Origin of the sequence: Lacihabitans lacunae (genome assembly GCF_042649125.1) — a bacterium.
GTDB classification, from domain to species: Bacteria; Bacteroidota; Bacteroidia; order Cytophagales; family Spirosomataceae; genus Leadbetterella; species Leadbetterella lacunae.
In genome coordinates, this window is sequence record NZ_JBHRYQ010000001.1 from 2,783,346 (window position 1) to 2,810,082 (window position 26,737).

At 36.3% G+C, this 26,737-nt stretch carries 25 protein-coding genes; 21 read left to right on the forward strand and 4 right to left on the reverse strand.

The annotated features are described in order from the left end of the window. The first annotated feature begins 28 nt into the window (after nt 1–28). The 3 genes from ACFOOI_RS12120 (at nt 29) to ACFOOI_RS12130 (ending at nt 2,021) form a co-directional block, all read left to right on the forward strand. Nucleotides 29–349, forward strand: a complete 321-nt coding sequence (locus tag ACFOOI_RS12120) for a DJ-1/PfpI family protein (protein ID WP_379838243.1) — start codon at nt 29–31, stop codon at nt 347–349. Between the two features lie 262 nt (nt 350–611). After that, nucleotides 612–914 carry a DUF1330 domain-containing protein gene (locus tag ACFOOI_RS12125; protein WP_379838244.1) on the forward strand — a complete coding sequence of 101 codons (303 nt, stop codon included), beginning with the start codon at nt 612–614 and terminating at the stop codon, nt 912–914. A 213-nt stretch (nt 915–1,127) separates the two neighbouring features. Beyond that, nucleotides 1,128–2,021: a sugar phosphate isomerase/epimerase family protein gene (locus ACFOOI_RS12130; RefSeq protein WP_379838245.1), complete on the forward strand. Its 894-nt coding sequence runs from the start codon at nt 1,128–1,130 to the stop codon at nt 2,019–2,021. Between the two features lie 75 nt (nt 2,022–2,096). Here the strand turns inward: ACFOOI_RS12130 and ACFOOI_RS12135 are convergent, their stop codons facing one another. Continuing rightward, on the reverse strand, nt 2,097–2,492 hold the full coding sequence (locus tag ACFOOI_RS12135) for a hypothetical protein (RefSeq protein WP_379838246.1): 396 nt from the start codon (nt 2,490–2,492) through the stop codon (nt 2,097–2,099). A 233-nt stretch (nt 2,493–2,725) separates the two neighbouring features. Here ACFOOI_RS12135 and trxA point away from each other — a divergent pair, with 233 nt between their 5' ends. The 3 genes from trxA (at nt 2,726) to ACFOOI_RS12150 (ending at nt 4,368) form a co-directional block, all read left to right on the forward strand. Then, entirely contained in the window at nt 2,726–3,052 is a 327-nt protein-coding gene (gene trxA / locus ACFOOI_RS12140) for a thioredoxin (RefSeq protein WP_379838247.1), read from the forward strand. 364 nt (nt 3,053–3,416) lie between these two features. After that, the gene (locus ACFOOI_RS12145) at nt 3,417–3,812 is read left to right on the forward strand and encodes a hypothetical protein (protein WP_379838248.1); all 396 of its coding nucleotides are present in this window, start codon (nt 3,417–3,419) and stop codon (nt 3,810–3,812) included. A gap of 379 nt (nt 3,813–4,191) precedes the next feature. Continuing rightward, complete coding sequence (locus tag ACFOOI_RS12150) at nt 4,192–4,368, forward strand: hypothetical protein (RefSeq protein WP_379838249.1); 177 nt, start codon at nt 4,192–4,194, stop codon at nt 4,366–4,368. Between the two features lie 55 nt (nt 4,369–4,423). Here ACFOOI_RS12150 and ACFOOI_RS12155 read toward each other — a convergent pair whose 3' ends face one another. Beyond that, nucleotides 4,424–4,759 carry a winged helix-turn-helix transcriptional regulator gene (locus ACFOOI_RS12155; protein WP_379838250.1) on the reverse strand — a complete coding sequence of 112 codons (336 nt, stop codon included), beginning with the start codon at nt 4,757–4,759 and terminating at the stop codon, nt 4,424–4,426. Nucleotides 4,760–4,863: 104 nt separating this feature from the next. On the opposite strand from ACFOOI_RS12155, the gene ACFOOI_RS12160 reads away from it, so the two are divergent. The 12 genes from ACFOOI_RS12160 to ACFOOI_RS12215 all read left to right on the forward strand — a co-directional run bounded on the left by ACFOOI_RS12160 (nt 4,864) and on the right by ACFOOI_RS12215 (nt 19,653). Further along, the gene (locus ACFOOI_RS12160) at nt 4,864–5,538 is read left to right on the forward strand and encodes an NAD(P)H-dependent oxidoreductase (RefSeq protein ID WP_379838251.1); all 675 of its coding nucleotides are present in this window, start codon (nt 4,864–4,866) and stop codon (nt 5,536–5,538) included. A 622-nt stretch (nt 5,539–6,160) separates the two neighbouring features. Continuing rightward, nucleotides 6,161–7,186 (forward strand): serine hydrolase domain-containing protein, encoded by a 1,026-nt coding sequence (locus ACFOOI_RS12165; protein ID WP_379838252.1) that lies wholly within the window; start codon nt 6,161–6,163, stop codon nt 7,184–7,186. 353 nt (nt 7,187–7,539) lie between these two features. After that, the gene (locus ACFOOI_RS12170; RefSeq protein ID WP_379838253.1) at nt 7,540–8,094 is read left to right on the forward strand and encodes a GrpB family protein; all 555 of its coding nucleotides are present in this window, start codon (nt 7,540–7,542) and stop codon (nt 8,092–8,094) included. A 252-nt stretch (nt 8,095–8,346) separates the two neighbouring features. Next, entirely contained in the window at nt 8,347–10,101 is a 1,755-nt protein-coding gene (locus ACFOOI_RS12175) for a hypothetical protein (RefSeq protein ID WP_379838254.1), read from the forward strand. Between the two features lie 174 nt (nt 10,102–10,275). Further along, a complete protein-coding gene (locus tag ACFOOI_RS12180; protein ID WP_379838255.1) occupies nt 10,276–11,724 on the forward strand; it encodes a S41 family peptidase in 1,449 nt (482 codons plus the stop codon). 360 nt (nt 11,725–12,084) lie between these two features. Continuing rightward, nucleotides 12,085–12,639 carry a GrpB family protein gene (locus ACFOOI_RS12185; protein WP_379838256.1) on the forward strand — a complete coding sequence of 185 codons (555 nt, stop codon included), beginning with the start codon at nt 12,085–12,087 and terminating at the stop codon, nt 12,637–12,639. 349 nt (nt 12,640–12,988) lie between these two features. Next, entirely contained in the window at nt 12,989–14,341 is a 1,353-nt protein-coding gene (locus ACFOOI_RS12190) for a hypothetical protein (RefSeq protein WP_379838257.1), read from the forward strand. A 123-nt stretch (nt 14,342–14,464) separates the two neighbouring features. Next, nucleotides 14,465–15,064, forward strand: coding sequence for a hypothetical protein (locus ACFOOI_RS12195; protein ID WP_379838258.1), 600 nt, complete (start codon nt 14,465–14,467; stop codon nt 15,062–15,064). 470 nt (nt 15,065–15,534) lie between these two features. Continuing rightward, entirely contained in the window at nt 15,535–16,983 is a 1,449-nt protein-coding gene (locus ACFOOI_RS12200; protein WP_379838259.1) for an MBOAT family O-acyltransferase, read from the forward strand. 2 nt (nt 16,984–16,985) lie between these two features. Next, nucleotides 16,986–17,993, forward strand: coding sequence for a hypothetical protein (locus ACFOOI_RS12205; RefSeq protein ID WP_379838260.1), 1,008 nt, complete (start codon nt 16,986–16,988; stop codon nt 17,991–17,993). A 250-nt stretch (nt 17,994–18,243) separates the two neighbouring features. Continuing rightward, the gene (locus ACFOOI_RS12210; protein WP_379838261.1) at nt 18,244–18,984 is read left to right on the forward strand and encodes a gamma-glutamylcyclotransferase family protein; all 741 of its coding nucleotides are present in this window, start codon (nt 18,244–18,246) and stop codon (nt 18,982–18,984) included. Nucleotides 18,985–19,056: 72 nt separating this feature from the next. Next, nucleotides 19,057–19,653: a phosphatase PAP2 family protein gene (locus tag ACFOOI_RS12215; protein ID WP_379838262.1), complete on the forward strand. Its 597-nt coding sequence runs from the start codon at nt 19,057–19,059 to the stop codon at nt 19,651–19,653. Nucleotides 19,654–19,740: 87 nt separating this feature from the next. Here ACFOOI_RS12215 and ACFOOI_RS12220 read toward each other — a convergent pair whose 3' ends face one another. Continuing rightward, nucleotides 19,741–20,370 carry a hypothetical protein gene (locus ACFOOI_RS12220; RefSeq protein ID WP_379838263.1) on the reverse strand — a complete coding sequence of 210 codons (630 nt, stop codon included), beginning with the start codon at nt 20,368–20,370 and terminating at the stop codon, nt 19,741–19,743. Continuing rightward, nucleotides 20,367–21,509, reverse strand: coding sequence for a glycoside hydrolase family 26 protein (locus tag ACFOOI_RS12225; RefSeq protein ID WP_379838264.1), 1,143 nt, complete (start codon nt 21,507–21,509; stop codon nt 20,367–20,369). The genes ACFOOI_RS12220 and ACFOOI_RS12225 overlap by 4 nt, the downstream gene beginning before the upstream one ends. Before the next feature lie 419 nt (nt 21,510–21,928). Between ACFOOI_RS12225 and ACFOOI_RS12230 the strand changes: the two genes are divergently transcribed. The 3 genes from ACFOOI_RS12230 (at nt 21,929) to ACFOOI_RS12240 (ending at nt 26,698) form a co-directional block, all read left to right on the forward strand. After that, entirely contained in the window at nt 21,929–23,251 is a 1,323-nt protein-coding gene (locus tag ACFOOI_RS12230) for a WG repeat-containing protein (protein ID WP_379838265.1), read from the forward strand. Between the two features lie 525 nt (nt 23,252–23,776). Beyond that, nucleotides 23,777–24,928 carry a hypothetical protein gene (locus tag ACFOOI_RS12235; RefSeq protein ID WP_379838266.1) on the forward strand — a complete coding sequence of 384 codons (1,152 nt, stop codon included), beginning with the start codon at nt 23,777–23,779 and terminating at the stop codon, nt 24,926–24,928. A gap of 405 nt (nt 24,929–25,333) precedes the next feature. Beyond that, nucleotides 25,334–26,698 carry an IS110 family transposase gene (locus ACFOOI_RS12240; protein WP_379834224.1) on the forward strand — a complete coding sequence of 455 codons (1,365 nt, stop codon included), beginning with the start codon at nt 25,334–25,336 and terminating at the stop codon, nt 26,696–26,698. The last annotated feature ends 39 nt before the right edge of the window (nt 26,699–26,737 follow it).

Here is a 26,737-nt window from a genome sequence, read left to right on the forward strand (position 1 = left end):
AGAAGAAATAGAAATCAAGAATAAAAACGTGCTTGATTGGATTAACAAACAGTATGCACAAGTAAATATCCTGGCTTCGGTTTGCACGGGTGCATTGCTGCTTGCCGAATGCGGCATCCTCAACGATAAAAACGCAACTATACACTATATGGATTTAGACAGGCTAGAAAACGACTATCCGCGGGTTAAGGTAATTAGAAAAGTGAAATTTGTGGACCAAGGAAACCTTCTGACTTCAGCCGGAATATCTGCGGGTATCAACATGTCCTTTCATATCATTAGTCGCTTATTCGGACTTGAAATAGCCAAGCAAACAGCAGAGAGAATGGAATATGACATCGCATTATAAATTAGTTTTTTGGGAGAAAAAAAAATATCGCATATTATTAAATATAGCACCCTTAATTTCAAGTATTTAAGTAATTTTACACACCCATAAAAACGTAAGATTTTCGCTGTCACAATAAGCAGAACTGCTAAAAACAACACCCGCGAAACCTTAGCTACAAACACAAGCTCAGGAATAAAAGCAACAGAAAAAATGATTTTTAAACATAACCAAAAAGCCAAAAAAGCAATTGGCAATTACTCAGAATAAAACAACTATTGATATGATTCATTTAATTCAACTTATATATGTTATTGAAGGCCAGGAAGAGATTTTTCATCAATTTGAAGACGTTGCAATTCCAGCCATTTCAAAATATAACGGCAGACTTACTTTAAGGATTCGACCAACAGATAACTGTATTATAGAAAAAAATATTGAAAAGCCTTATGAAATTCATCTAGTAGAATTTGATAGCCAAGAAGACTTTGACAATTTTAAAAAAGACGAAGAAAGAAAAAAGTTTTTGCATCTCAAAGAACAGTCAATTAGAGCCAGCATTTTAATTCAAGGAAGCAAACTTTAGGCAAAACAACATGCCGATTTACGGTTATAGCAGGTGTTAGGATCTAATCACAAATTGCCTTTTAAGCTTTATTTTTCTAAAACAAAAAACACGAAGGACTGAAACTTAAGGGATATCTTTATCCCCTTTTAGAAGGGATAGCGTTTAGAAAAAGTAGCTTTACTAAGCCACACGCTTGATAAACAGATTTTAATCAAAATTCAACCTTAGAAAATGAACAGACGTAAATTTATCGAGAATTCGGGACTAATCGGCCTTGCTGCTATGTTGCCGGCATCGGGTTTTGGCGAAGTGGCCAAACCAAAGTTCAAAATGGGCTACCAACTTTTCTCTATCCGAGACGAAATGGCCAAAAATCCCATAAAAACACTCGAATTTTTAAAATCGGTAGGATATCAAGACTTCGAAATCTATGGATATGACAACGAAAACGATAAATATTACGGCTATAAATCGGCGGAGTTTAAACTAATATTAGACGACCTAAACCTCTCAGTGAGTAGCGGGCATTATGGATTTTATCCGTATTTAGAGAAATCAAACGACGAGCTGAAGCGTTTTGTGGACCAGTGCATAAGCGGAGCCAAAACACTAAACAGCAAATACATAACATGGCCGTGGATATCTCCGGAGCAAAGAACGCTCTCAAACTTTAAGCTGATGTCCGAAAAACTCAACCGCATAGGCGAACAAGTCACAAATGCCGGACTAGGCTTTGCGTATCACAACCATGGCTTTGAATTTGATGACCACGACGGCCAAAATGGTTACACCATAATTTTGAAAGAAACCGACCCCAAATTGGTCAAACTGCAGATGGATATGTATTGGGTGATGCACTCGTCAAAATCTACCCCAAAGGAGCTGATAGCCGCACAGCCGGGCAGGTTTGTGATGTGGCACGTGAAAGACATAGACAAAGTTACCCGCGACTATACCGAACTGGGAAATGGCTCGATAGACTACAAAAACATTTTGCCTGACCCAAAAAAGTCGGGCCTTGAATATTACTATTTAGAACAAGGTGGAAATTTTGCAAGTAACTCAAAACAAAGTGCGGCAGACAGTGCTAAATATTTCAAAAATACCCTTCAAAAGTTTCTTTGAGGGGTTAGATTCAAGTAACAATTATTAAATCAAAAGAAAATTTAGAAAACTAAAACCCAACCAAAAGTCAAAAAATCACGAAGGAAGATAAAAGTTAACCAGTTTAATGTGAATAGCAAATAACGTTTCGCTTCCTATTACTTCGGCTTTGTGGCCGTGCTTTGTTGGGTCAAAAATCACGCCTTCCGAAAGATTATCCGCGGCGATAAACTGAGAACCCGCACCAAAATCTTTAAAACTTCCGTTTTGAAGCCAAATCCGTAATGTTCCTTTTTGTATGATAATCAAAGTAGGATCTCCAGCCAAGTGCCAATCTGTGGTATAACCCGCCTCACTCTCTCGAAATCTAAAGTTTATAACGGCAATCTGTTCGGAAAGTAGCATACCACCTCGCTTGTTTTTGGGGTATTCGGCGGTAGAAAAAAAAGAAACACCACGCTGATCGGCAAGTAAACAAGGAATTTCAAACATAAGATATTGATTGTTTTGACCTCAAAAATACACTTTAAATCTGAAGTTTATAAAAGACCCGCGTACCAAAATGCTATTCAGTTGGCCTTTTATTTCCTTTAAAAAGCACTTATACCAAGCAGTATAACAGGAGAATTTCAAAAAAGGGAATAATTGCAAACTTATCGGGCAAAACTGCCTATCACCTGCCCCTGTGCTTGCCCCATCTTTGCATTATCAAATTATTAAAAAACATGATACAGCAATTAAACAAAACGAATTTTACGGAAACCATAGAAAACAACCACGTGGTATTGGTCGACTTTTACGCCGATTGGTGCGGACCCTGCAAAGCCTTGCATCCTACACTAGAGGCTTTAGATGAGGAGTTTAAAGACAAGGTAAGCATCACAAAAATAAACATCGACAAAAACCCAGAACTCTCGCAACAGTTTGACGTAAAGAGTATTCCGGCCTTGTTTTATTTTAAAAATGGCAAAATGGTAGGCAGACAAAATGGCCTACAACCCAAAAATGTATTGAGCAAAAATTTAAATAATCTTTTACTGGTATCTGAATAAAAATAAATAAGTTTTATTCATTATAACAGCCAGCACTGTTTGAACGCAATCGAAATTCTTTTCCGAAAATATTCCTAATTTAAACTACTGATTAAAAGAATTTTGAGTGCGTGAGTTTGCTGGGTGGTTGGCCGTTGCCGTGCTGTTTTTTTTGGTGGTACGCCACTCCGATTCGTTTTTTTTTGAAGGGTCCGGCCTACCGGAAAAATGAAGGCCTAGGCGGCAGCCGACACAAAGTAATTACGGTGGCATTTTCACTCAAGACAAAAAAGTATCTTGAAGGCAATTTGAAGCCAATTTATTTCTAAAATTTACTTTAGTCGGATGCCAAAAATAATCTTTTAACAAATAATCAATTTTAATAATGAAAAAAACAATTTTCACATCCGTATTGGTAGCAGTAAGTGTCTTTTTGGGAAGCCTAAACGCCTCGGCACAAACAACAGAAAAAGACGTGACCATCATAGAATTAACACAGACGTCACGTGAGTTTTCGACCAAAAACTTAAACTTAAAGCCTGGCAAATACCAGTTTAAAGTAACCAACGCTAACGTAGCGAAGGATCTGGGGTTTGTAATCCAAAAAGCCGCAGACGCTAAAGGCGACGTAATGAAAACCGCGGTGCCAAATTCATTTACGACCAACTTAGTCAAAAAAGGAGAAACCCAATACACCGGAATAGTGGAACTAAAAGCAGGAGAATACGTGTACTCGTGCCCGCTAAACCCTACCCCACATTACAAACTCACGGTAAAATAAGCAGAAATCAGATGCGTATTTTCGGTTAAAAAACTTACGAAGTAATAAAAGCAAAAAGGAGTTTCTCTCAGCACTGAGAAACTCCTTTTTTGGTGATAAACATATATAAAACCACACCCTTCCCATTCAAAAAAGAATCATATATTTCTGAAACAGCAAGTTTAAATTTTGTAAAAAAACTAAGAAGAAGGCCTGGTCATATTTTTCCAAAAGCTCGTAGTCTAGAAAAAAATCAAGCATTATTTTCAAAAAAAACCTAAATTTACTTTTCGAATAGAAACATTACTTTTAACTGAATCACATAAGCACTTTTAAATCAATCCAATACCAAATAGTAAGTTCTTCTTTGAAAATATATATAAATAAACAATCACTTTAAATGGAAACAATTTTTTGGATTTGCGTAAAACTTATGCAGGTAGTAAGCAGTGCCATAGGCATCACATATCAGCAGCTAAATGTCATTTTGTTTGTCATCATTCATCCCATAATAACCGTAGTTTTGTATAAGAAATACAAAAAATACAAAAAACTATGGAGCGAAACGCAAGTTTAATTCAATGACTCAAAATCAGTAAAACCGATCAAAAAACATCAATTTGCTCAGGAAATTACTCCCCATAGTTTTCCACAGCAAAAACACCCCAATTCGCAATAGCCTCTATTACGGGCACCAGTGTTTTACCAAATTCGGTCAACGAATATTCCACTTTCAAGGGCGGTTTAGAGGTATAAACCGTCCGGCAGATTATGCCGTCATCTTCCAAGGTTTTTAACTGCAAGCTTAAGGTCCGCTCGGTTACAGTAGGCATTTCTTTTCTCAGCTCATTGTAGCGGAGTTTGCCCGCTCGCAAGTGAAACAAAATCACCGTTTTCCACTTGCCTCCTATCATGCCCATGGTTAAACTCGCACAGCAGGGGTATTCTTTTCCTTTAAAACTATACATAATCTGAATGAATATTAAACTATCCTTTTTGACCGTTATTGCAAAGGTAAAATACTATACTTACTTTTGCAACTATAAAAATTATAGTAACAAATTTTAAACCGATGCATACACCAAATATTTCGAAAGAAGACATTATCAATGCTTTTCAATTTAGACACGCCACCAAAGAATTTGACCCCACAAAAAAACTATCGGACGATGAAATAAATTTTATTTTAGAAACCGCCCATTTGTCTCCAAGTTCGTTTGGGTTTGAGCCTTGGCATTTTGTAGTAGTGCAAGACCAAGAGCTTCGCGAATTGATTAAACCCGTGGCCTGGGGAGCACCCTTAAAACTTGATACCGCCAGCCATTTTGTATTGGGCCTAAGCATGAAAGCACCCATGACCAAGTGGGACTCTGAATACATCATGCACATGATGAAAGAGGTGAAGTCACTTTCTGATGAGAGAATTGAGGGTTACTTAAAATTTTACAGGGAGTTTCAGGAGCGTGATTTTAACTTAGATACCGACAAAAAACTGTTTGACTGGGCATCTAAACAAACCTACATAGCCTTGGGCAACATGATGACCGCCGCAGCTTTGACAGGAATAGACAGCTGTCCGATAGAAGGATTCCACGAAGAGAAAGTCGAGGAACTGTTGAGGGAGAAATTTGGCATCGACACAGACAAATATGGCTTATCATATATGGTGGCTTTTGGCCATAGAAAAGCAGATCCGCCTTTTGCAAAATCGAGAAGAGACATTAGTGATATCGTGACTTGGAAATAAGTCATTAGACACCCAATTTAACCAAGTGCGAACCATTGCCCAAATCGAAGGTTCGCATTTTTTTTTGGTATAAAAACTGACAAAAAAAGCTATTATGTTAACTATCAAAACACAATTATGCTCAATTAAAAACCACAGGCGACCCACTAAACTTTTTTAATCAAAAAATGGCCTCCAAATTAGTAAAAGGGTGCATTTTCGACTTTTATTTAAAAGTACTACTAAAAATCACTAAGCGTCACCTTGCCGGTGGGGCCCTACTTTTTTTGAAAAAAAGTAGTCAAAAAAACACTCTTAAAAGAATGATCCTCTCTAAAAATTTGATTTTAAATATTTTAAACCAATTTTACTTACTGTGTTTCAAATTTTCAGAACGGACTCTTTTAAGATTTTAAGGAATACTATTTTTATTTATTTTATTGTATGCCGACAATAATTAAAAACCACCGACTTTAGTGCTAGTTTTAAAGAATGTTTTTATTTTTGAAATAAGACGATAAACCGTAAGGCTTAGGTTTGCATTTTGGTTACCAAGAAAACTAAGTGTTTTGTCCAAAATTAAAACTGTAATTTAATAGCAGTTATGCGAGAAAAAATTACGGTTTCCTCATAAAAACATGCCATGAAACAAACAAAACGTATTCTCAAAATCATCTTTATTCTCGCTAGTATTGGCTCCCTATATTTTGTGCCGTGGGTATTGGTAAAAGCCTGGATTATGCCCTTGCCAAACACCGTTGAGGAGCAATTGCAAGATACCATCGCCAACGGATTTGACGGCATTATCGTGTATGTGGACAAAGGAGGCAAACCACCCGAATACTACACCGCAGGCTGGCACGACCGAAAAAACAAGATTCCGGCTAAGCCAAATGCCCTGTTTGAAATAGCCAGCATCAGTAAGTTATACAACGCCTTGGCCATCGCAAAGTTGGTACATGCCAAACGCCTCTCGCTAGACAAAACCCTCGCCGAGTATTTTCCCGAATTGGCCACACGCATAGAGCACGCAGACAAAATCACCCTCAGAATGATGGTGCAGCACCGCAGCGGCATACCCAACTTTACAGACTATCCGAACTTTTGGGTTAACCCGCCCAAAACCACAGAAGCAACCCTAAAACTCGCCCTCGATTTGCCCGCCAAGTTTGAGCCCGGCACAGACTACGAATACTCAAATACCAACTATCTGCTGATTTCTCAACTTATCGATAAAACAGTAGGTTACAGTCACGACCAATACATCAAAGAGGCTATTTTGACCCCACTTGGCCTCACTAACACCTACGCTTCGCTGAGTGAAGTAAACATCGCCGACGTGATGAGTGGCTACTATGTAGGCTACGACGAAGACTTAAAAACCAATGATTTTGGTATGTTGGCCACAGCCGAAGACGTGGGCAAATTTATACGAGCACTCAATGACGGCTCGGCCTTTGCCCCTGGTGAGCAGGAAATATATTCGGCTATTTATGAATACGAACACACAGGCCTAATACCTGGCTATCAGAGCTTTGCCAAATATTACAAAGACGCCGACATGGTGGTGGTGCAGTTTAACAACACCACCAATTTTAACGGTTACGATTGGAACCTCGCCGAAATAAACCTTAGCAGAGTAGTTAAAATTGTTAGGAAAAGCATTTGAAATAAACCTAAAGGCTTTTAAATCGGATTTAGATAAAAACCAATACAGTTCTCAATTAACTTTCATAAAAAAAACGCCTCTCTTCATCCTTACTTTTTTTACGGCTCTTAGCACAAGTCGACACCCTGATTTTTGATTGACTTGCTTTAGCAAAGTCTCCGATAGGGACTCTGCGGAAGTTTCATTGAGAAATTGACTTGCTTTAGCAGAGCCTCCGATAGGGACTCTGCGGAGTTTCATTGAGGAAGTGACTTGCTTTAGCAGAGTCTCCGATAGGGACTCTGCTGAAGTTTCATTGAGAAATTGACTTTTTTCCCCAATTTGCACATCTAAAAACCCCTCGCCAAAGCATCATGTTAATCAAGAAATATACCGCCGATTGGGTCAAAGACTTTGAAGACTTAAAACACGAACTTGAGAAAGGGCTGCACGGGATCAATTGCCAAATAGAACACATTGGGAGCACCTCTGTGCCCGGTTTAGACGCCAAAGCCATCATAGACTTGGATATTATCTACGAAAACCAAAGTGATTTTGAGCAGATAAAAGAGGCCCTGATACAAATCGGATATTACCACAATGGCAACCAAGGCTTGGCCCAAAGGGAGGTTTTTAAACGCACCGAAAACCAACACCACGCCGTTTTAGACCGTATCTTACATCATCTTTATGTGTGCCCGGTTGGCAGCAAAGCACTGGAAAGGCATATTTTGTCACGCGATTTTTTGAGGAAAAATGAATGGGCAAGACTGAAATACCAAGAAATGAAATACGAACTAGCCGAACAGGCCCAGCAAGACAAAAAAACCTACGCCACCCTCAAAGAACTACACGCAAACACTTTTATAGATGCGATCATAGAACTTGAAAAAAGTGGACAAAAAACCCACGAAAAACCCAAAACCTGACCGATAAATCAATACTTGGGTTTGTTTGATTTATGATTAAAAAAAATAATGTAAATTGGCATATTGTAAGAATAAAAATGGAGTAAACACACATGAAAATTATCCAACAACGGAGGCTTACAAATGAATAAATTACTTATAACTAGACAATTAATACAAAAATAGATAAGCGATATTAACGTTACTCGAAAAACAGTAGCGTTAAGCCACTCGTTAGCAAACATAAAAAAACTACATCACCGAAATCAAAAAATGAACTTAAAGGAAGGGATAGACATAAGTATTAAGGAGGTCTTAAATGAAGACTTTATAAAATCAATAACAGAATCTGGTTTTGTTTTTTTTGAAAAGCAAAATAAATTCAAAATTGAAAACGGAGAATTTAAATGTGATATCAAATTTAATTCTTTTTTAGACCATGTTTATTTAAATAGCACCGGTGGAGTAAGGTTTAATGTACATTTTGATACTGATTTATATTCTAGTAAACTGAGGGCTTGGTTGGATAAAAATTTAAAATCAATTTATCCTGATAAATCCTTAATGAGAATTCATGAATCATTTGTAATTTATTCCAAAATTTTTGATGAAAACCACCATAATTTTAATGAAATTGAAAAAATTAAAACCTATATACTTTCTAAATCTTTATCAATTTTTAGCCAATTTTCCAATTGGAATATAATCCTTTCAAATCCGGAACTTGCCAATAAAATTGATGAATTGGAGAATGTATATCTTTTTTTGAATTTGAAAGAACAAGCTTCTCAAATTCTAAACAGTAAAAAGGCAATTATTCTTGAGAAAGAAAATATAACTAACAACCACCATTTTAATCGAATAAATTATACGCTTCAAAAAATATTCGGCGAAAAAGAAGATAATATAAATACCAATTACAATAAAATTAAAACTAATGAAACTTTTAAAATTGAAGGTAATATTTTTATAAATTCCGAATTCAAAATTACAAATTTACCAAAATTAGAAAATCTATTCGCTTCAGAAAATGGACAAAACTTCATAACAGTCCATGAAAACGGGAGAGGAATTTTATGGGATAAAAATGGTGATAAAATTTTTGAAAATAAAATTATTAAAATAGGAGAATCTGCTTATACAGAAATTAGAGCAGGCTTTATCGAAAGTTTGAATCTATGGTATTTAGACCAATATTTTTATTCAATTATTAATGGCGAATTAAAATTCAAGATAGAGTTAAATGATGATAAGAAACCTTCCAAACAATTGCGAATTTATGAACATTTTTTCTTAAAAAACAAAGAAGTAATAATCGGCCAATTCGACGATAAAAATCTAGGTTTTTTTGACAAAAAAGGTGATTTGATTAACAGATTTAAGATCAATGGGAAATTAGTAAATATCAATCAAAAAAATGAGGAGCTATTTATTTATAAAGACAATATCTACTCAATTCTAAGCATTGATAATAGTGTTAAATCAACTCTTCCTAGCGTTACGTTTAACAGTATCCATAAATTTACTGAAGATTTTTCGTTATTTTTCACAGGAGGCCATCAAACGAAACAATATCTATATGACTTAAAAAATAATAAAAAAATAACAGTTTGGGCACATCCTACTTATGAGCCAAATTATAAGGAACAATTTAAAGTATCTCATAATTTTGGTTGTAATAATATGGTTTTCAGTACTGATGAAAATAAAATTGCCATATGTTCTAGCCACGGGCGACATACCATTTTTACATTACCTAAACTTGATAGAATTGAATTAAAATCTCGAGAACATTTTGGGTATGAATGGGAAACAACTGAATTTAAATACATGATAAAAAGTATGGAATTTTTCCAATCAAAATTGCTTTTTACTACAATTGAAGATAATTTGATGATATGGAGTTTAGATGGAAATTTACTATATAAAATTGAAGGTATTTGCAAATTTATATTGACAGAAAATCCAAATTATTTGATAGGAGTAGATAAAGATTCAAACCTAATAAAGTTAGTCTTAGAAGATTAAAGTTTGCTAACACCTCCTTGTGTCAAGTGGGGCTGAGGGAAGTGTTTGAACAATAGGAACTTTAACATTCATTTGTACTATGGCTTAACATAAGGAATTCTATTTCCCCACCTGCCAAAAGCCCAAAACTTTACTTGCAAGCGTAAAACAACGATTCGTTAAATTAACAACATTATGACAAAAAGAAATTTAATTCTAATCATTTTACTGTTTACAACAACATTCTCTTTTGCCCAAGACTGTGATTGCAAAACCAACTATGAATGGGTAAAGAAAACCTTTGAAGAAAATGACGCTGGATTTCAATATGCCCTAAAAACCAAAGGTGAACAAACATACGAAGACCATAATAAAAGAATTTTAGAAAAAGTACAAAATGCTAAGACTCTTAACGCGTGCACACCTATACTCTATGAGTGGCTAAAATTCTTCCGTTCGGGTCATATTGCAATAAGGCTTAACGAGCAACCGCAACAAACCAATCCTATAAAATCGGAAAAACAATTTTCTGATTGGGAAACTTACACTATCAAAACAGAAGATTTCAAAAAATATTTAGACCAAAAGAAAACTTCTGATTATGAGGGAATTTGGGAAACCAAACCATATAAAATTGGAATCAAAAAAGAAGGCGATAAATACATTGGTTTTATTATAGAATCTGGTGCAGAAACTTGGACAAAAGGACAAGTAAAACTAAAATTCAGCATAACAGAAGACAAAGCAAATTCTGTTTTCTATGTGCGTGACCATTCCGCTGTGGAATCCAATAGTTTAACAATGACGGGAAACAATCATCTACAAATAGGCAATTTTAGTCTTTCAAGAATTTATCCTAAAATTGAAGATGAGCCTAGATACGTACAATACTTCAAGGCGTTAAATGCAGGACAACCATACCTAGAAAAACTAAACGAAACTACATTATATCTGAGGATACCATCGTTCAACAAAAGTTACAAAAGAAGTATTGATAGTGTCCTAAATGTAAATAAAGATAAAATACGTGCAACAAAAAATCTCATTATTGACATCAGAAACAACGGTGGCGGAAGTGACGCTTCTTATAGTTCAATCATTCCATACTTGTACACCAACCCCATAAGAACAGTCGGCGTTGAATTTTTATCTACCAAACTTAACAATCAAAGAATGTTGGATTTTATCAATAAACCTGAATATGGCTTTGATGATGAAGGTAAAAAATGGGCGAAAAAATCGTATGACAAATTAGAAAGTAAGTTGGGACAATTTGTAAATCTGAACGAACACATAGTTTCGGAAGATAAAATGGATGCGATTTATCCTTTTCCTCAAAATGTTGGTGTTATTATTAACGAAGCAAACGGTAGCACAGCCGAACAATTTCTTTTAGAAGCTAAACAAAGTAAAAAAGTTAAACTGTTTGGAGTAACTACATTTGGAGTATTGGACATTTCTAATATGTATTTTGCAGAATCGCCTTGTAAAGAATTTCAATTAGGTTATTCGCTTTCAAGAAGTATGCGAATACCAGACTTTACGATTGATGAAAAAGGCATACAACCAGACTACTATTTAGACAAAAGTATTCCACAATACGAATGGACAGAATTTGTAAGCAAAATTTTGAACGGACAATAAAACGCCAGCCACCAACAACCAAGCTTTCGTCGTGTCCGCAGGACATGCGATGAAAGCAATCGGGCCACGTAGGATTGAACTTAACCTTCGCACTAGGCGTGCCCGTAGTTTTTAACCGCTTTTACCCACTATGGGTTTTTCGTTATGTTAGGTTTTGGTTTTACTAGTAGTGCTTTTCGAATTTTAGTAGCTCTAGTGTATCATTTGCTATTTTTTAGTCAATAGATACTTAATCTCCGAAGTTTCATTGGGAAATTGACTTGCTTTAGCAGAGTCTCCGATAGGGACCCTGCGAAGTTTCATTGTAGAATTGACTTTTTTCCCCAATTTGCACATATAAAAACGCCTCGCCAAAGCATCATGTTAATCAAGAAATATACCGCCGATTGGGTCAAAGACTTTGAAGACTTAAAACACGAACTTGAGATAGGGCTACACGGGATCAATTGCCAAATAGAACACATTGGGAGCACTTCTGTGCCCGGTTTAGACGCCAAAGCCATCATATACTTGAATATTATCTACGAAAACCAAGGTGATTTTGAGCAGATAAAAGAGGCTCTGATACAAAACGGATACTACCACAATGGCAACCAAGGCTTGGCCCAAAGAGAGGTTTTTAAACGCACCGAAAACCAACACCACGCCGTTTTAGACCGTATCACACATCATCTTTATGTGTGCCCGGTTGGCAGCAAAGCACTGGAAAGGCATATTTTGTCACGTGATTTTTTGAGGAAAAATGAATGGGCAAGGCAGAAATACCAAGAAATGAAATACGAAATAGCCGAACAGGCACAGCAAGACAAAAAAACCTACGCCACCCTAAAAGAACTACACGCAAACACCTTCATAGATGCGATCATAGAACTTGAAAAAAGTGAACAAAAAACGGACAAAAAACCCAAAAACTGACCGATAAATCAATACTTGGGTTTGTATGATTTATGATTAAAAAAAATAATGTAAATTGGCATATTGTAAGAATAAAAATGGAGTAAACACACTTAAAAATTATCCAACAACGAAGGCTTACAAATAGATAAATCACTTATAATTAGACAATTAATACAAAAATAAATAACTAACAAAAACACTACTTAAAAAACAGTAGCGTTAAGCCACTCGTTACCTTCTAGTAAAATAAAAAACACCTATTTATTAACAAAATTTAGAATAATTAAATATGCCTCCCAGAACACTTTTAAGTATATTTTTTTTAATTTTTATTTTCAAAACTGCTTTTTCACAATCAATTAACGAAATGAATATTCAACAAGCATTTGAAGCCTCGAAAAAGGAAAAAAAACCTCTACTAATAATTAGATATGATCAAAGTTTAATTGATTATCAAGATATAACAGATGATAAAAAACTTGACTCAATTTTAAAAATTCAAAAAAATAGAGAACTATTAGAAAATGAATATGTCATTTATAAGTTAAATACAAATTCTGAAGACTTAGTTAATAATGCTATTCAAAAAACCTTCATTCTTTACTATACCCCAAATTTTATATTATTTGATGAAAATGGAAATGCTTTAGATTTTTATAATCCTATTAATTCAGCACATATAGGAGTAGATATTTTTGAGGTTCTTAAGGATACACTTAGTAAGGCTAAAATAAAATTAGAAAAAAGACAAATATTAGAAGAGAAATTAGACAATAATTCCATCACAGATAAAGAATTATATGAATTGGTCTTGCTAAATTCTGAAGTGCATTTAAAATCCCAAAACTTATTTAATGAGTATGCAAAAAGGAAACTTGAAATCACAACAGAAATAATTCAGATTATTAATAATCAAGAATTTAAAACAGATGACCCAATCGTAGAATATATTTTACAAACTGAAAAACCAGAAGATGAAAATTGGGAATATTATCAATTAGTATTAATTCAAAACATTTCTGAGGCAGCTCAGATGTCTATGGACAAAGAAGAATTTGAAAAAGCAACTTTTTTACAGGAAAAATACAATAGAAAAGTTATTAAAAACAATTCTTTTGAATTTGAAGGTATTCCATTATACGACGATAAACTGAGTTTACACATAATTAGCGAGCAAATATTGGAAGAAAAAATTAATTTTTACTCGCAAACTAATGACACCGAAAATCTAATTAAATATGGCAATCAATTCGCTGAATTCTTTTTAAAAGATTACTCAATAAAAAAGAATGAATTTGTTGAAAAAGAACTCATTAATGGTGATTATATTTTTAGCTTAGTATCAAAAGAAAATTTGGACACTTTAACTTCCAAGGTGATTGAAGACAGAAAGGATAAAGATAAATTAAGAAAAATTGAAGAAAACAGATATGATGAATATACCGCTGATGCCTTAAACCGAGTATCATGGGTATTTTATCTGTTAATAGATGATATATCAGAACTGGAAAAAGCGACAGATTGGTCATTACAATCAACTGTATTGAAACCTAAATCATATTTTTATGACACCCATGCCCATTTACTTCTTAAAACTGGAAGACCAAAAGAAGCTTTAGAGTCTGAACAGTTAGCTCTGGATTTAGCCACAAAAGAAAATGACATAAAATATATAGAAGAATATAAAATTGAAATTGAAAAAATAAAAAAGAAATTATAATTGAACTGAATAAATAAAACCACCAGGTAACACATAGCTATACGCCAGCCCGCCTATCGGCAGCTCCGATCGCATAGCTTCGCCGTTATGCGGCACCATAGGACGACAGCCAATGATTAAAGAATGACTGAAGAAAAAGACATATTCCTTGACAAAGATTTAAGATGCGGTGGCTTCTATGAACTTGCTATTCAGGTTTGCCCAAGTATTGACAACACCCCGATCAAACTTTATACCGACTTTATTTGGACACTGAATAATGTTTCAGGACCTTTTGACGAAGACTTTAAGGTAATTGAGACAAACATTAAAAATTTTCAACACCGCGGACTTATAAGACTTGAAAATTTTGATATTCCATTTATGACTTATAATATCTGGGAAGACGAGCCTATCGAAACTGGATTCAATTGGTTTGACATATGCTTCTACACGGCAGCAATTGAAAAGGTCTTTGGGTCAGAATATGAAACTTGGACTGAAAACCCAAAAGTACCTAAACAGTTAACCGACTTTTTTACAAGTGTATTGAAAGCATTGTATAAAATTTATCCATTTGAACTTGCAATGTTGGACTTTGAAGTTTCAGGACAATATTACTTTGAAGATTTAAAGAGACCGACTAACACTTGGGCTTATTCAGCGTTTTTTGTCGGACAGAATAAGTGTGACTTAGTTGCAGTTGAAAACAGAAAATATGTAAAGAAAATTGAAGAACTATAACGAAAATGAAGAATGGTGACCGCATAACATTCAGCAAAGTAGAAGAAAGCTGATTTGTCGGACCACCCTGACCGCAATCAAAGTTTGGGTGGTTATACACTTAAACTTTTTGCTTCTTTAGAGACTTTTACCCTTACTCGGAGAAACGGTTATCCAGCATTATTGTCAGCATTTTCCACCTCACCCTTCTAAGCCCCTCTCCCCCACCCTAAAAACAACCCTTAAGAGAAAAATAGCTCAAAAAATACAATTTGCCCAGCACTTGCCCAAAGGCCCATAATCCCCTCCGATAACACAAAAACGTAACCGAGAAAAGCCTTAATTTCAAGGGTAAATTTGCAAGTTTTTTATGTGCAAAAAACTCAATATTAAATTCGGATAAGAGACCAATTAGATTACTATTAGAATTTGAAATTGGCTTTTTATTTACAAAAGACTGACAATATTTTTACTTTAAAAATAGGTAAAAAATGTCCTTTGTATCATTTGCGTTTATTCCATTTTTTCTGGTTGTGTTCATTACGTATTGGTTCGCATTTAAGAAAAATCTACGAAACCAAAACCTGCTGCTCTTTGCGGCCAGCTATTTTTTTTATGGTTTTTGGGACTGGCGGTTTACATTTTTGTTGCTCTTTTCTACTCTTTTAGATTATTTTCTTTCGCATCTTATTCATAACAGCCGCTCTGATTCTCAACGTAAAAATTTATTTATACTAAGCCTGATCGTCAATTTGGGCCTATTGGGTGTCTTCAAATATTTCGATTTTTTCTCTGCCTCTTTTGCTCATTTTTTGGGTTATTTTGATGTGAAAGTTGACCCCATTTTCCTCAATCTTTTACTTCCGGTAGGCATTTCTTTCTATACATTTCACGGCATTTCTTATATTTTTGATGTTTACACCCGCAAAATATCGCCCGAACAAGACTTTGTAGTATATGCAGTTTTTGTGAGTTTTTTCCCTTTGCTAGTAGCCGGGCCAATCGAAAGAGCGACGCACCTCTTGCCCCAAATTCAAAAACCTCGCAAGTTTGATTATCTGATGGCCAAGGAAGGTGTCCGTCAATTTCTTTGGGGACTTTTCAAAAAATTAGTCATCGCTAATAACTGCGGTTTTTTTGCAGATATCATTTTCAATGATACACAAAACCTTTCGGGGAGCACCTATTTTTTAGGGGCTATTTTTTTCTCATTCCAAATCTACGCCGATTTTTCGGGATATTCAGAAATGGCCGCCGGCACCGCCAAGTTATTAGGCTTTAACCTTATCCGCAATTTTGCTTATCCCTATTTTGCCAAAAGTTTAGTAGAGTTTTGGAGGAGTTGGCACATCTCTCTGAGTTCTTGGTTTAGAGATTACCTCTATATACCGCTGGGAGGGGGCAATTTGGGGAGCCTCAGGAGGATTTTTAATGTTTTTTTTGTGATGTGCGTGAGTGGGCTTTGGCACGGAGCCAGCTGGAATTTTGTGCTTTGGAGCTTAGCAAACTGGCTTTTTCTAATTCCAAAACTTTTTACTGGCCGACTGGATGAAAGCATAAACAAGTGGCTTAAAAATGACTTACTGCTAGGTGTTTTTGACTTTTTTAGAATAATAAAAACCTTTCTTTTGGTGTCTTTAATTTGGATTTTCTTTAGGGTTACGTCAATCACCAAAATCAAACTAATATTTACACAAATTTTCTCTCTGTCATTCTTTACTACTCCAGCGTTCGCACATATCGAAAACTCTTATGTTGTGGGAGTTTTGGTGCTATTCTTTTTAGTGATAGAATGGTATGGAAAAGATGGAGACTTTGCCCTACAAAAATTGCTCAAAAGACGCTTAAAAGTAGTCAGATGGTCATTTTATTACTTTTTGATATTGCTAATGGTATACGAAAGTGGTAATGAACAAACCTTCATCTATTTCCAATTTTGACCATGAAAAACTTTCTCCGGGATATCTACAAATTTTGTCTTATCGGTGGTGGTTTTTTGACCATTTTGCTTGTTGCATACCTTATTTTCGATCCTTTTTATGTGGTCAAAGAATACGATGATTTTTCAAGCAAGATTACGAGCGGAAACAAGGATTATATCTCTACCACCATTTTTTTGAGAAATTACCGCAAGGAGAACTACGATTCGTATATTTTGGGGAGCTCTCGAACCGTTGCTTTTCAACATTCGGCATGGCAAAAGCACCTTCCAGATTCTTCTACAATCTTCACCTATGATGCTTACAGTGAGACCATTTATGGCATTTATAAAAAAATAAAGTTGATAGATTCTTTGGGATTGAAACTGAATAACGTTTTGATCATCGTTGAAAAAGATGAGACTTTCATGACCGAAAACAACTCCAAGGGATACCTTTTCATAAAACATCCGGTCTTGTCGGGTGAAAATTTTTACAAATTCCATTGGGAGTTTCTGAAGAGTTACTTGACTCCAAAATTCCTGTTTTGCTATTATTCACGTTTGATTTGGGGCAAATACTCACCCTTTATGTTAGGGGTTATAGAGCCTTTCAAAACCAAAATTACGCCTGTAAGTAATGAAACCCAATGGGTAGAATTAGACCAAATGTTGGCGGAGTCAGTAACCGAATATTACAAAAAAATGAATCACTTATTTCCGGTGCGAGATGGGGTATTCCGGACTGAAACCAAGCCAAAAATTTCAGCAAAACAGAAAAAAATGTTACATGAAATAAAGTCGATTTTTAATAAGCACAACACTCACTACAGGTTTGTTATCAGCCCTTTATATCAGCAGGTCAAATTCAACAAGACAGACCTCGATATACTGAAAAGCATATTCGGCAGTGCATACGTTTATGATTTTTCTGGCATAAATGATCTCACAAAACCCAAGACCAATTACTACGAATTTTCACATTACAGACCCAAAGTGGGCGAGCAGATTATGCAGCGTATCTACAGGTAGCGGAAGAGGTGATTTGCTGTTTTACTCCACTATGCTCCCTAAGGTTTTTCGCCCTTCAGACCGATTATAAAACAAGAAATTGCTCAAAATACGCCTAAAACCTAACAAAAACACGTTTCACTGGCCTAAAAGCCCATAAGCCTCGCATCTCTGCCTGAAGATAAAGCGGAGCGTATGAGATTGTTTGGTAAAAACATTTGCATAAATTGTACATAAAACTCAAGACAGTATCTCAAAATAAGGCTATTGCATGAAACTACTAAAAGACCTTTCGCTCGTAATTGTATTGGTGATGGTGATGGCGAGCTGCCAAAAGAAAAAGGAAGTTTTCAAGATTCCGAAGGGCTATGTGGGCATGTTTGGTTTTGGCTGTCTGATGTCCAAAAAGTTTATAGAAACGGGCCTACTCGTCAATCAATATGACGGGCCATTTCTATCGGCCCACCTGAGTAAGCACAGGCGGTCGTGGACATTTGCGTGGCCCGCTGACTTGCCTTTGGTGCAAACCGACGGCAAATATTACAAGAATTTTGTGGTGATGGCCGGGGATACTATTTTCCCTCAAAACCTACTCTATCTAAACATCAAAGAAGACCCAAACTCAAGCGTAAATGGGGTGTTATATATCGTAAAAGAGGAAGACTTGCCCACTTACGACGGCTGGGAGCTGGGCTACGAGCGGTTTGAAGTCACGGATTTAATCTCAGATTTTGTGATAGAGGGCGGCCCCGTGTTTGCGTACAGAGCCCTTCCCGAATTTACACTTGCCCCCAGCAGCGACATCAAAAGAAACGTGATCGAGCAGGAATATGTGGACATCATAAAAGACGCGTTTGGGTATTGGGGAGCTGACTTTGAGGCCGAATATAAAAAGGAAATCGCACCGTTTGATTCTTCTATAATCCAAAAAACGCAGCGGGTATTGTGGGAGAACCCACCCATGGAAAAAGTGAATGAACTAAAAGCGAGTTTTAACTATTCTAAAAAGTAAGAATCCGGATAGTTAGAGCTTTAAAACCACAAAAAACCGCATAAGTGGCTTAACACATATAATTTCTAGAAAATGAAAATCGCATTTGCATGTATTACATTTTTAGCCCTCTCATTTTTAGCTTTTTCGCAAAAAACAGACATAGAATTACTGAAAAACATAAATCTAGATCGGAATAGAAACTATGACCCCATTTTTCGATTAATAACAGATAGTGTCAGTCCATTTAATATTGGGCTGGCCCTTTTGATTTTAATTTTTGGTCGTATACAAAAAGACCGTTTGATAACCTCCAAAGCCTACACTATTTTGGGCACCATTTTGCTCGCCTCCTTGATTTCTACTCTACTCAAATATTCGATAGACAGGCCCCGCCCATTTATTACCTACACATTTATAGAAAAAGTGACCTCCGGTGGCAGTCCGTCGTTTCCTTCGGGGCATACCACCGATGCCTTTGCCTTGGCCGCCGCACTGAGCCTTGCTTTTCCAAGATGGTACGTACTGATTCCTAGTTTTTTATGGGCTTTGGCAATCGGCTACTCACGAATAAACCTGGGCGTACACTACCCGAGCGATGTGCTAGCCGGAGCACTTATTGGCGTAGGCAGTGCGTATTTGTTTAGGTATTTAAAGGCTTTTTTCAGTAAAAACACAGCCGTACAGTAAGCCTTGCCGAGCTTACGGTTTATATAGAAATACCGATTTTGTTTCTCCCAAAAAAATGAACGAAAACCCGCACGAAAATTCGGTCTTTTACTTCACCTCAGCGAAAATTCGGGTGTTTTGGAAAGTGGCTTTCTCGAGCACGTTTTTGTTGTGGGCACACACAAACAGCCCCACCATAAGTTCGGCCGGAAAGTCAAAGTCGGGTATTTCAACCGACCAAAAAGGCTGCCCCAACTTGGCCACCGAAACGATGTAACTTCTGCCGCGGCGTTCCAGCTGCAGCACGTCGGCTTGTAGCATCGGAATCTTTATTTCTTCTATGTTACCGCCCTTAAGTTTGCGATACTGAAACGCCGTGAGGCCATCGCCATGCACAGTCAAACAGACCATGGCCGAACTCGAGTCGGCATCTACGCGGGCCATCCAACCTGACTTGCGGTGTGGGTCTACCCCCTGCCCCACAAGGCTCGGCTGGGTGCTGACCAAAAAGTTGTCTTTCATGGTTTTATAGGCAAAATGCAGGGCGTCTTTTCTAAACCAAATGTTTTCGCCCGAACCGCTGAGGGTGTAGGTTTTGGTGGCGTTATCGTACGTGGCGGAGCCTTTTAGCAGCACCGTGCCCACGTCAGCGTGGTTTTCAAAAACTCCGACCGGGTTTTGGGCATTTGCCAAAACAGAAAACGAGAATAATGCGATCAGTACCAATAGCTTTTTCATAGTATTCCTAAAAATTTTCGTTTGTATATTTTTTTCAAATCAGCTTCAAATAAAGTGTACGGGGCATTGTAAAACTTCATAAAATCTGCCACACTCGCATGCTCCGGATATGGGGCATAGTAGTGCATGGGGCTGCGGCTGTCGTTTCGCCAAACTAACACATACGCCAAGCGGAGTTTCTCTGTTTGCAGGGTTTTTAGGAGGGTTTCTGTCCACCAGGTGGTGTTAGGTATCGACTCCAAGCCTGTCTCGGTAAGGGCCGCTAACTTTTTGACTTTCAGGGCATAGTCTGACACTATTTTGAGTTTCATTGCGGCTGCCTCGAGGTTATATTTGCCATATCTGCCAAAGTCGCCGTAGTTATCCATGCCCACCATATCTACGTAGGCATCTCCCGGATATCGCTCCAAAAACTCCGCTTCGGTAGTGAAATTATTATCCGGCGAAAACGTGTAGATGAAATTGTGAACGCCGAGGCTGTCGCGTAAATACGAAACCGTAAACTGCCACACCGACACAAAGTCTTCTTTGGAGCAGTGCGACTTTCCCCACCAAAACCAATCGCCGTCAAACTCGTGGAAGGGCCTGAAAAGCATGGGTGCCAGTTTGCCGTCTTTGCCCTTCACCGAGTGAGCCAATTCGCCGATGGTCTGTAAAATTTCCTTGTATTGCTCGTGGTGCGTGCCGCCTACTTTTATCAGCGAAATGGCATTGGCCGAAACCGAGTCTACCCAATAAAAACCGCCCTTGGAGGCCGGATTGGCAAAATGCCAGGCAACCGTAGTGACGCCACCGCGGTCGTAGGTATCCACTATGTTTTTACGTAGACTTTCCTTTGTTTTTTCTATGGCCTCCTTGGGTCTGCCCGACAAGCCGCTAAAGTCTACCCCGATAACCGCAGGGTGCGACCCCGTAACCGACTTTACGTCTGAGCGGTTGGCGTCTCCATACCAGCCGTGGCCATATTCGGTGGCGTGCTGATGCCCAAATAGGATGTTAGAACGAGAGATTTTCCGGAGGTTTTTATACAGAGCCTTGGTTTCTTTGCTGGCTTTTTTGTCTATTTGGGCTACACCCTCAGACACCAAAACCAAGCCTAACACACAGAGCAACAAACAGATATACCTTATATTTTTCATAGACTATAGTTTCAAAAAACGCTGCTAGTAACAGAACCCCAAACCGATGCCCATAAGGCGACATACATAAATGTAATACCAATTTGGCGGTTTCAAAAAACAAAGAGAAAATTAGACCCAAAAGCAAATTTTTAGCCGTTAAATCAATAGTGGAATGTGTTGTGTTTTTTATTCGGGATTTTGAGGTAAATTGGCATATTGTAAGAATAAAAATGGAGTAAAGAGACTTCTAAATTATCCAACAACAAACGCTTACAAATGAATATGTTACTTATAACAAACCAGTTAACTAAAAAATAGACAATAACGATATAGATGCTACTTCTGGATTTGGGGGGGTATACAAATGTTGGCAGAAATTTAAAACATTACCACAAAAAACGAAACTTAATTATAAAGGATTCAGCATTTTATAAATTATGAAAAATATACTAATTATAATATTTCTTTTTCTTGAATTTAAATCAACCGCTCAAAAAATATCAACATTTAGATATTCTAAAGTTTATTTCAACGATGAATGGAGGTTCATAGATCAAAAAGGCGATTTTTTTTTGGAAAAAGAAATTGGAAAAGACAAAATCGAAAACCTGTGTGTTTCAAATGGACTAGCAATAACTTTTGATGGAACAAAATATGGCTTTATGGATTTTAATGGTATTCAAATTGTGCCAAATATGTATGAGGATGTCTCGTGCTTTCAATTTGGATTTGCATCAGCCAAAATTAACCAACGATGGGGTTTAATTGATATGGCAAATATATTTGTAATTGATCCAAAATATGACTTAATCGGACCGGTGGGAGTTGATGGAGTGGTTCCCGTTGTAAATAATGAAAAATTAGGCTTAATTGATACTAAAGGTTATATTATTTCAGATTTTAAATATTCATGGTTTCCAAATATTACTCCTCAAATTATACCGCCAATTTTTACTAATGGATTATTGCCAATTTTTAAACCAGATTCAATACAAAATTTTCTAAATTGGAAATTAGGATATATAGATAGTAAAGGGAACCTAAAGATTAATACTGACTTTGAATTTAGGGGAACACTACCTTATTTTTTTAATGGGAGGGCTAATGTTGCAAAAAATGGAGTTCAAGTTGTTATTGATACGTTAGGAAATGTAATTCCAACGTCCAAATTAAATAATAAGGCTATACTTTTCCATGAAGGATTTTCAACTATTGCAGACGAAAATGGAAAACAGGGCATTATAAATGATAATGGTCAAATAATTTTAGATCCAATTTACAATGGAGTTAATCCATTTTCAGAAGAATTTGCAGCAATACAAATAGGACTTAACAATACTGGTGGTGTGATTTCAGCATTTGTTAATAAAAAAGGAGAATTTGTCTTTGATAAAAAATTTGGTCTTATTCGTGATTTTAATGAAGGTTTTGCAGCGGTTGAGGTAAATGGAAAATGGACTTATATAGATAACAAGGGCAACTATTTAATAGAGCCTCAATTTGATGTGACTGATTTTTTTAGCGAGGGACTTGGAATGTTTGGAGTAAAAAAAGGGAAAAATTTAAAATTTGGATTTCTTAACAATATGGGGAAAGTGGTAATTGAACCAATTTACAATGAAGTTAAAGATTTTAAATTTGGATTAGCACCGGTTAAAGTTGGGAATAAATTTGGATTTATAAACAATAAAGGAGAAATGGTTATAAAGCCAAAGTTTCAAAACGCATTTAGTTTTATAGAAGAAGAAATAATCAAATAAAAACTTCTGCCAACAGCTAAGTTTCCGTCGTGTCCGCAGGACATGCGATGAAAGCGATTGGGCCAAGCAAGAATGCTCCCCTCTAATCATTCCTCATCCTAAGTAGCCCCTCCTTCGGTCTCAAGGCTGCAGATAAGAAAGAGAAAAAAACATGACTTAAAAACATAACATATTATCTCTAACAACGGGACGATGACAATCTTAGCGTACATAAATGTATCACCAATTTGGCGGTTTCAAAAAACAAAGAGAAAATTAGACCCAAAACCGACCCAAAAGCAAATATTTAACCGTTAAATCAATAGCGGAATGCATTCTGTTTTTTATTCGGGATTTTGAGGTAAATTGGCATATTGTAAGAATAAAAATGGAGTAAACAGACTTGTAAATTATCCAACAACAAACGCTTACAAATGGATATATTACTTATAATAAATTAGTTAACTCAAAAAAAGACAATAACGATATAGATGCTGCTTCTGGATTTGAGGGATATATGTTGTGAGCGATGTAAAAAAACTGACTATGAGACAAAAAACACTTCTGATTTTAATTCTAATAACAATCATTCTTAATGGTTGTAGAAATGAACTAGCTACTCAGGATAATTCAAACAACGACAAGCAAACGAAACCAGTCAGAATAAATCCACTCAATAATTTGAAACAAGTGGACAAGTTGTTGGCAGAGATAGCGGAAAAACCCCAGCGTTTTACTGTTACTTCTAATAAAGTAACATTAGTTACAGGTTTAAAAGGAACTATCATTCATGTTGATCCAAATCGACTTGAAACAATTGACGGCTCTCCACTGGGGGACAATATTCAAATTGAACTTTTGGAAATGACAGATAACTGTAGTATGCTTTTGAATAACGCTCAAACAGTTTCAAATGGACAAATTCTTGTGACAGGTGGTGCATATTACTTTAATATGAATTCTAATGGAAAACAGCTTAAAATGAAGCAAGGAAAAGGTATTAAAGTAGAATTCCCAAAGCTGACTGAAAATGAAATGGAACTTTTCCTTGGTGAAAGAGACAGTCTCGGACAAATCAATTGGATACCAACCAACAAGAACTTTAAATCAAAAGTTATCACAGACGCTAAAGAGCCTGCAAAACCAATCAAAGAAGAAGTATTACCGATTGAAATTGTTTCTGAACTTGACAATTACTTATCTGATTCGTTAGCAGCACCTGAAAAAGTAAATAAGGAAGATGTTTCTGAAGAAGAGTACAAAAAATATCTAAAGAAAGTAAAGGAATACGAAGAGTTAAAAAAAGAAATTGAATACCAACGTCAAACATATCAAGCAGTCGAACTAATGAATTTTGGGTGGATAAATTGTGACAGATTTTATAATGACTCAAACCCAAAAACCGACATTCAATTAATTGTGAATAGTGATTCGTTGCAAGGAGCCCGTATTTTTGCCGTTTTTAAAGACATTAGGAGTGTAATGACTGAGTATTATTTTAAAGGTAGAAAAGAGTCTGCTTCTTTTAGAAACATACCGAAAGGGAAAGAACTCACAATAATTGCTCTGTCAGCTAAAGATCAAACGCCTTATATTTTTGAGACAACAATTAACACCGAGTCTGATAGACAAGTTCAAGTTGAATTTGTAAGAACAACTCAGATCGAAATAAAGGAGAAAATGAAAAGAATGAATTAAACACTGCTCACAACACACGTTATAAAAAATTGCCAGTTTGGTAGTTTATTCAAGGGTTGTAGCCCGCATTAATTTTGTCACGGGGGATAATAACGCAGTCCGCAATGGCAACTTTTCATACCGCCAAACGTTGGCGTTAATCCAGCATATAAGCCTCGCCCATTAACTTAGTATGCTAACGTGGAAGCACTTATGAAACAATTCCTTAAATTTGAAAACTCATTGCAAGGCCGATTTTTAAACTGTTGCGTAATAGCACGAGGGCAATCCTGGTTGGAGTGTGTGTCATAACTTAAGTGGCGGTTCTGTTCCGGTTACTATCAGAATACGAAACCCCGTTCAGAATATTTATTATTCCAAAAGAGCACTCCCTTTGAGTATTTTTTAAATTAAAACTCAAATTTTATGGATCAAAAAACTGAATCATTATCCATGGAAATTGTCAATCCTAATGCCGCAGGAATTGACATAGGTAGCCGCTCTCATTGGGTCTCAGTAGGTCAAAAAGAAAAAGACATCAAAGAGTTTGGTGTTTTTAATGAAGACCTTCAGTCCATTGCCGATTGGCTTGACGAAAACAAAGTAACCACTGTAGCCATGGAAAGCACGGGTACTTATTGGCAGGCACTTTATGCAGTTTTGATAAATCGCGGTTTTCAGGTGATTTTGTGTAATGGTAAATTTACCAAAAACATTAAAGGCCGTAAAACGGACATTCAAGACTGTGCTTGGATTCAAAAACTCCACAGTATTGGTCTTTTATCAGGTAGTTTTCTGCCCGATGAAGCCACCGAGCAACTACGGACTTATTGCAGACACAGAGCCAACTTACTTGACATGGCTGCAAGCACTCAAAAGAAGATGCAAAAATACCTGCGACTTCTTAATTTGAGACTGGACGTGGTAGTAAATGACATATGTGGACTTACAGGAATGGCAATAATAGAAGCAATTTGCAAAGGCGAAACAAAACCTGAAAAACTAGCAGAGCTTAGACATGGGAACTGTAGAAAATCAGAAGCTGAAATAGCTAAAGCTCTTGAAACTAATGGTAGAATGGACTATTTATTTGCTCTTCAGCAAGAACTTGATATGTATAAAATCATTCAAACAAAAATCACAGCTTGTGATACAGAAATAGAGAAAATGCTGAATAAGATTATTGATCAAGACGATAATAAAAGGCAACATTATATTGACAAAAAATCACATAAAAGGATCAATAAAAATACTCCCAAAAACATAGATTTAAACATAGTAGGCTACCAATATTTTGAAGGCGTTGACCTCATGGAAATTGAAGGTTTTTCGCATGGAACAATCCTGCATTTAATAAGTGAAGTTGGCTTAGAAGGTATAAAGAAATTCCAAACAGCCAAACAGTTTGCAAGTTGGTTAAGGTTAGCTCCCAATAATAAGAAAACTGGTGGTAAAATAATATCAAGTAAGGTTCCAAAAGGAAGTAATCGACTAAAAATAGCCTTAAGGAACGCTGCGAATGCAATTGGGAATTTAAAAGACTCAACTCCTTTAAGAGATTTTTTTCAGAGAATAAACTTTAAAAAAGGAAGAGTATCAGCAATTAGTGCTACTGCACGAAAATTGGCGGTAATAGTATGGAATATGGTAACAAAAGGTACAAGATACATAAACCCCGAAGGCTATTTGTTTTTAGATCAAAAAAGAAAGCTAGGCTTGGTCAAAAGAATTCAAAAACAAATTGATAAATTTGGATTGACAAGCGAAGACCTCGAAGTGATAATCAATTGATATTCAACGCATAAAAAAACGTTAGTCAGAAGCTTAAGA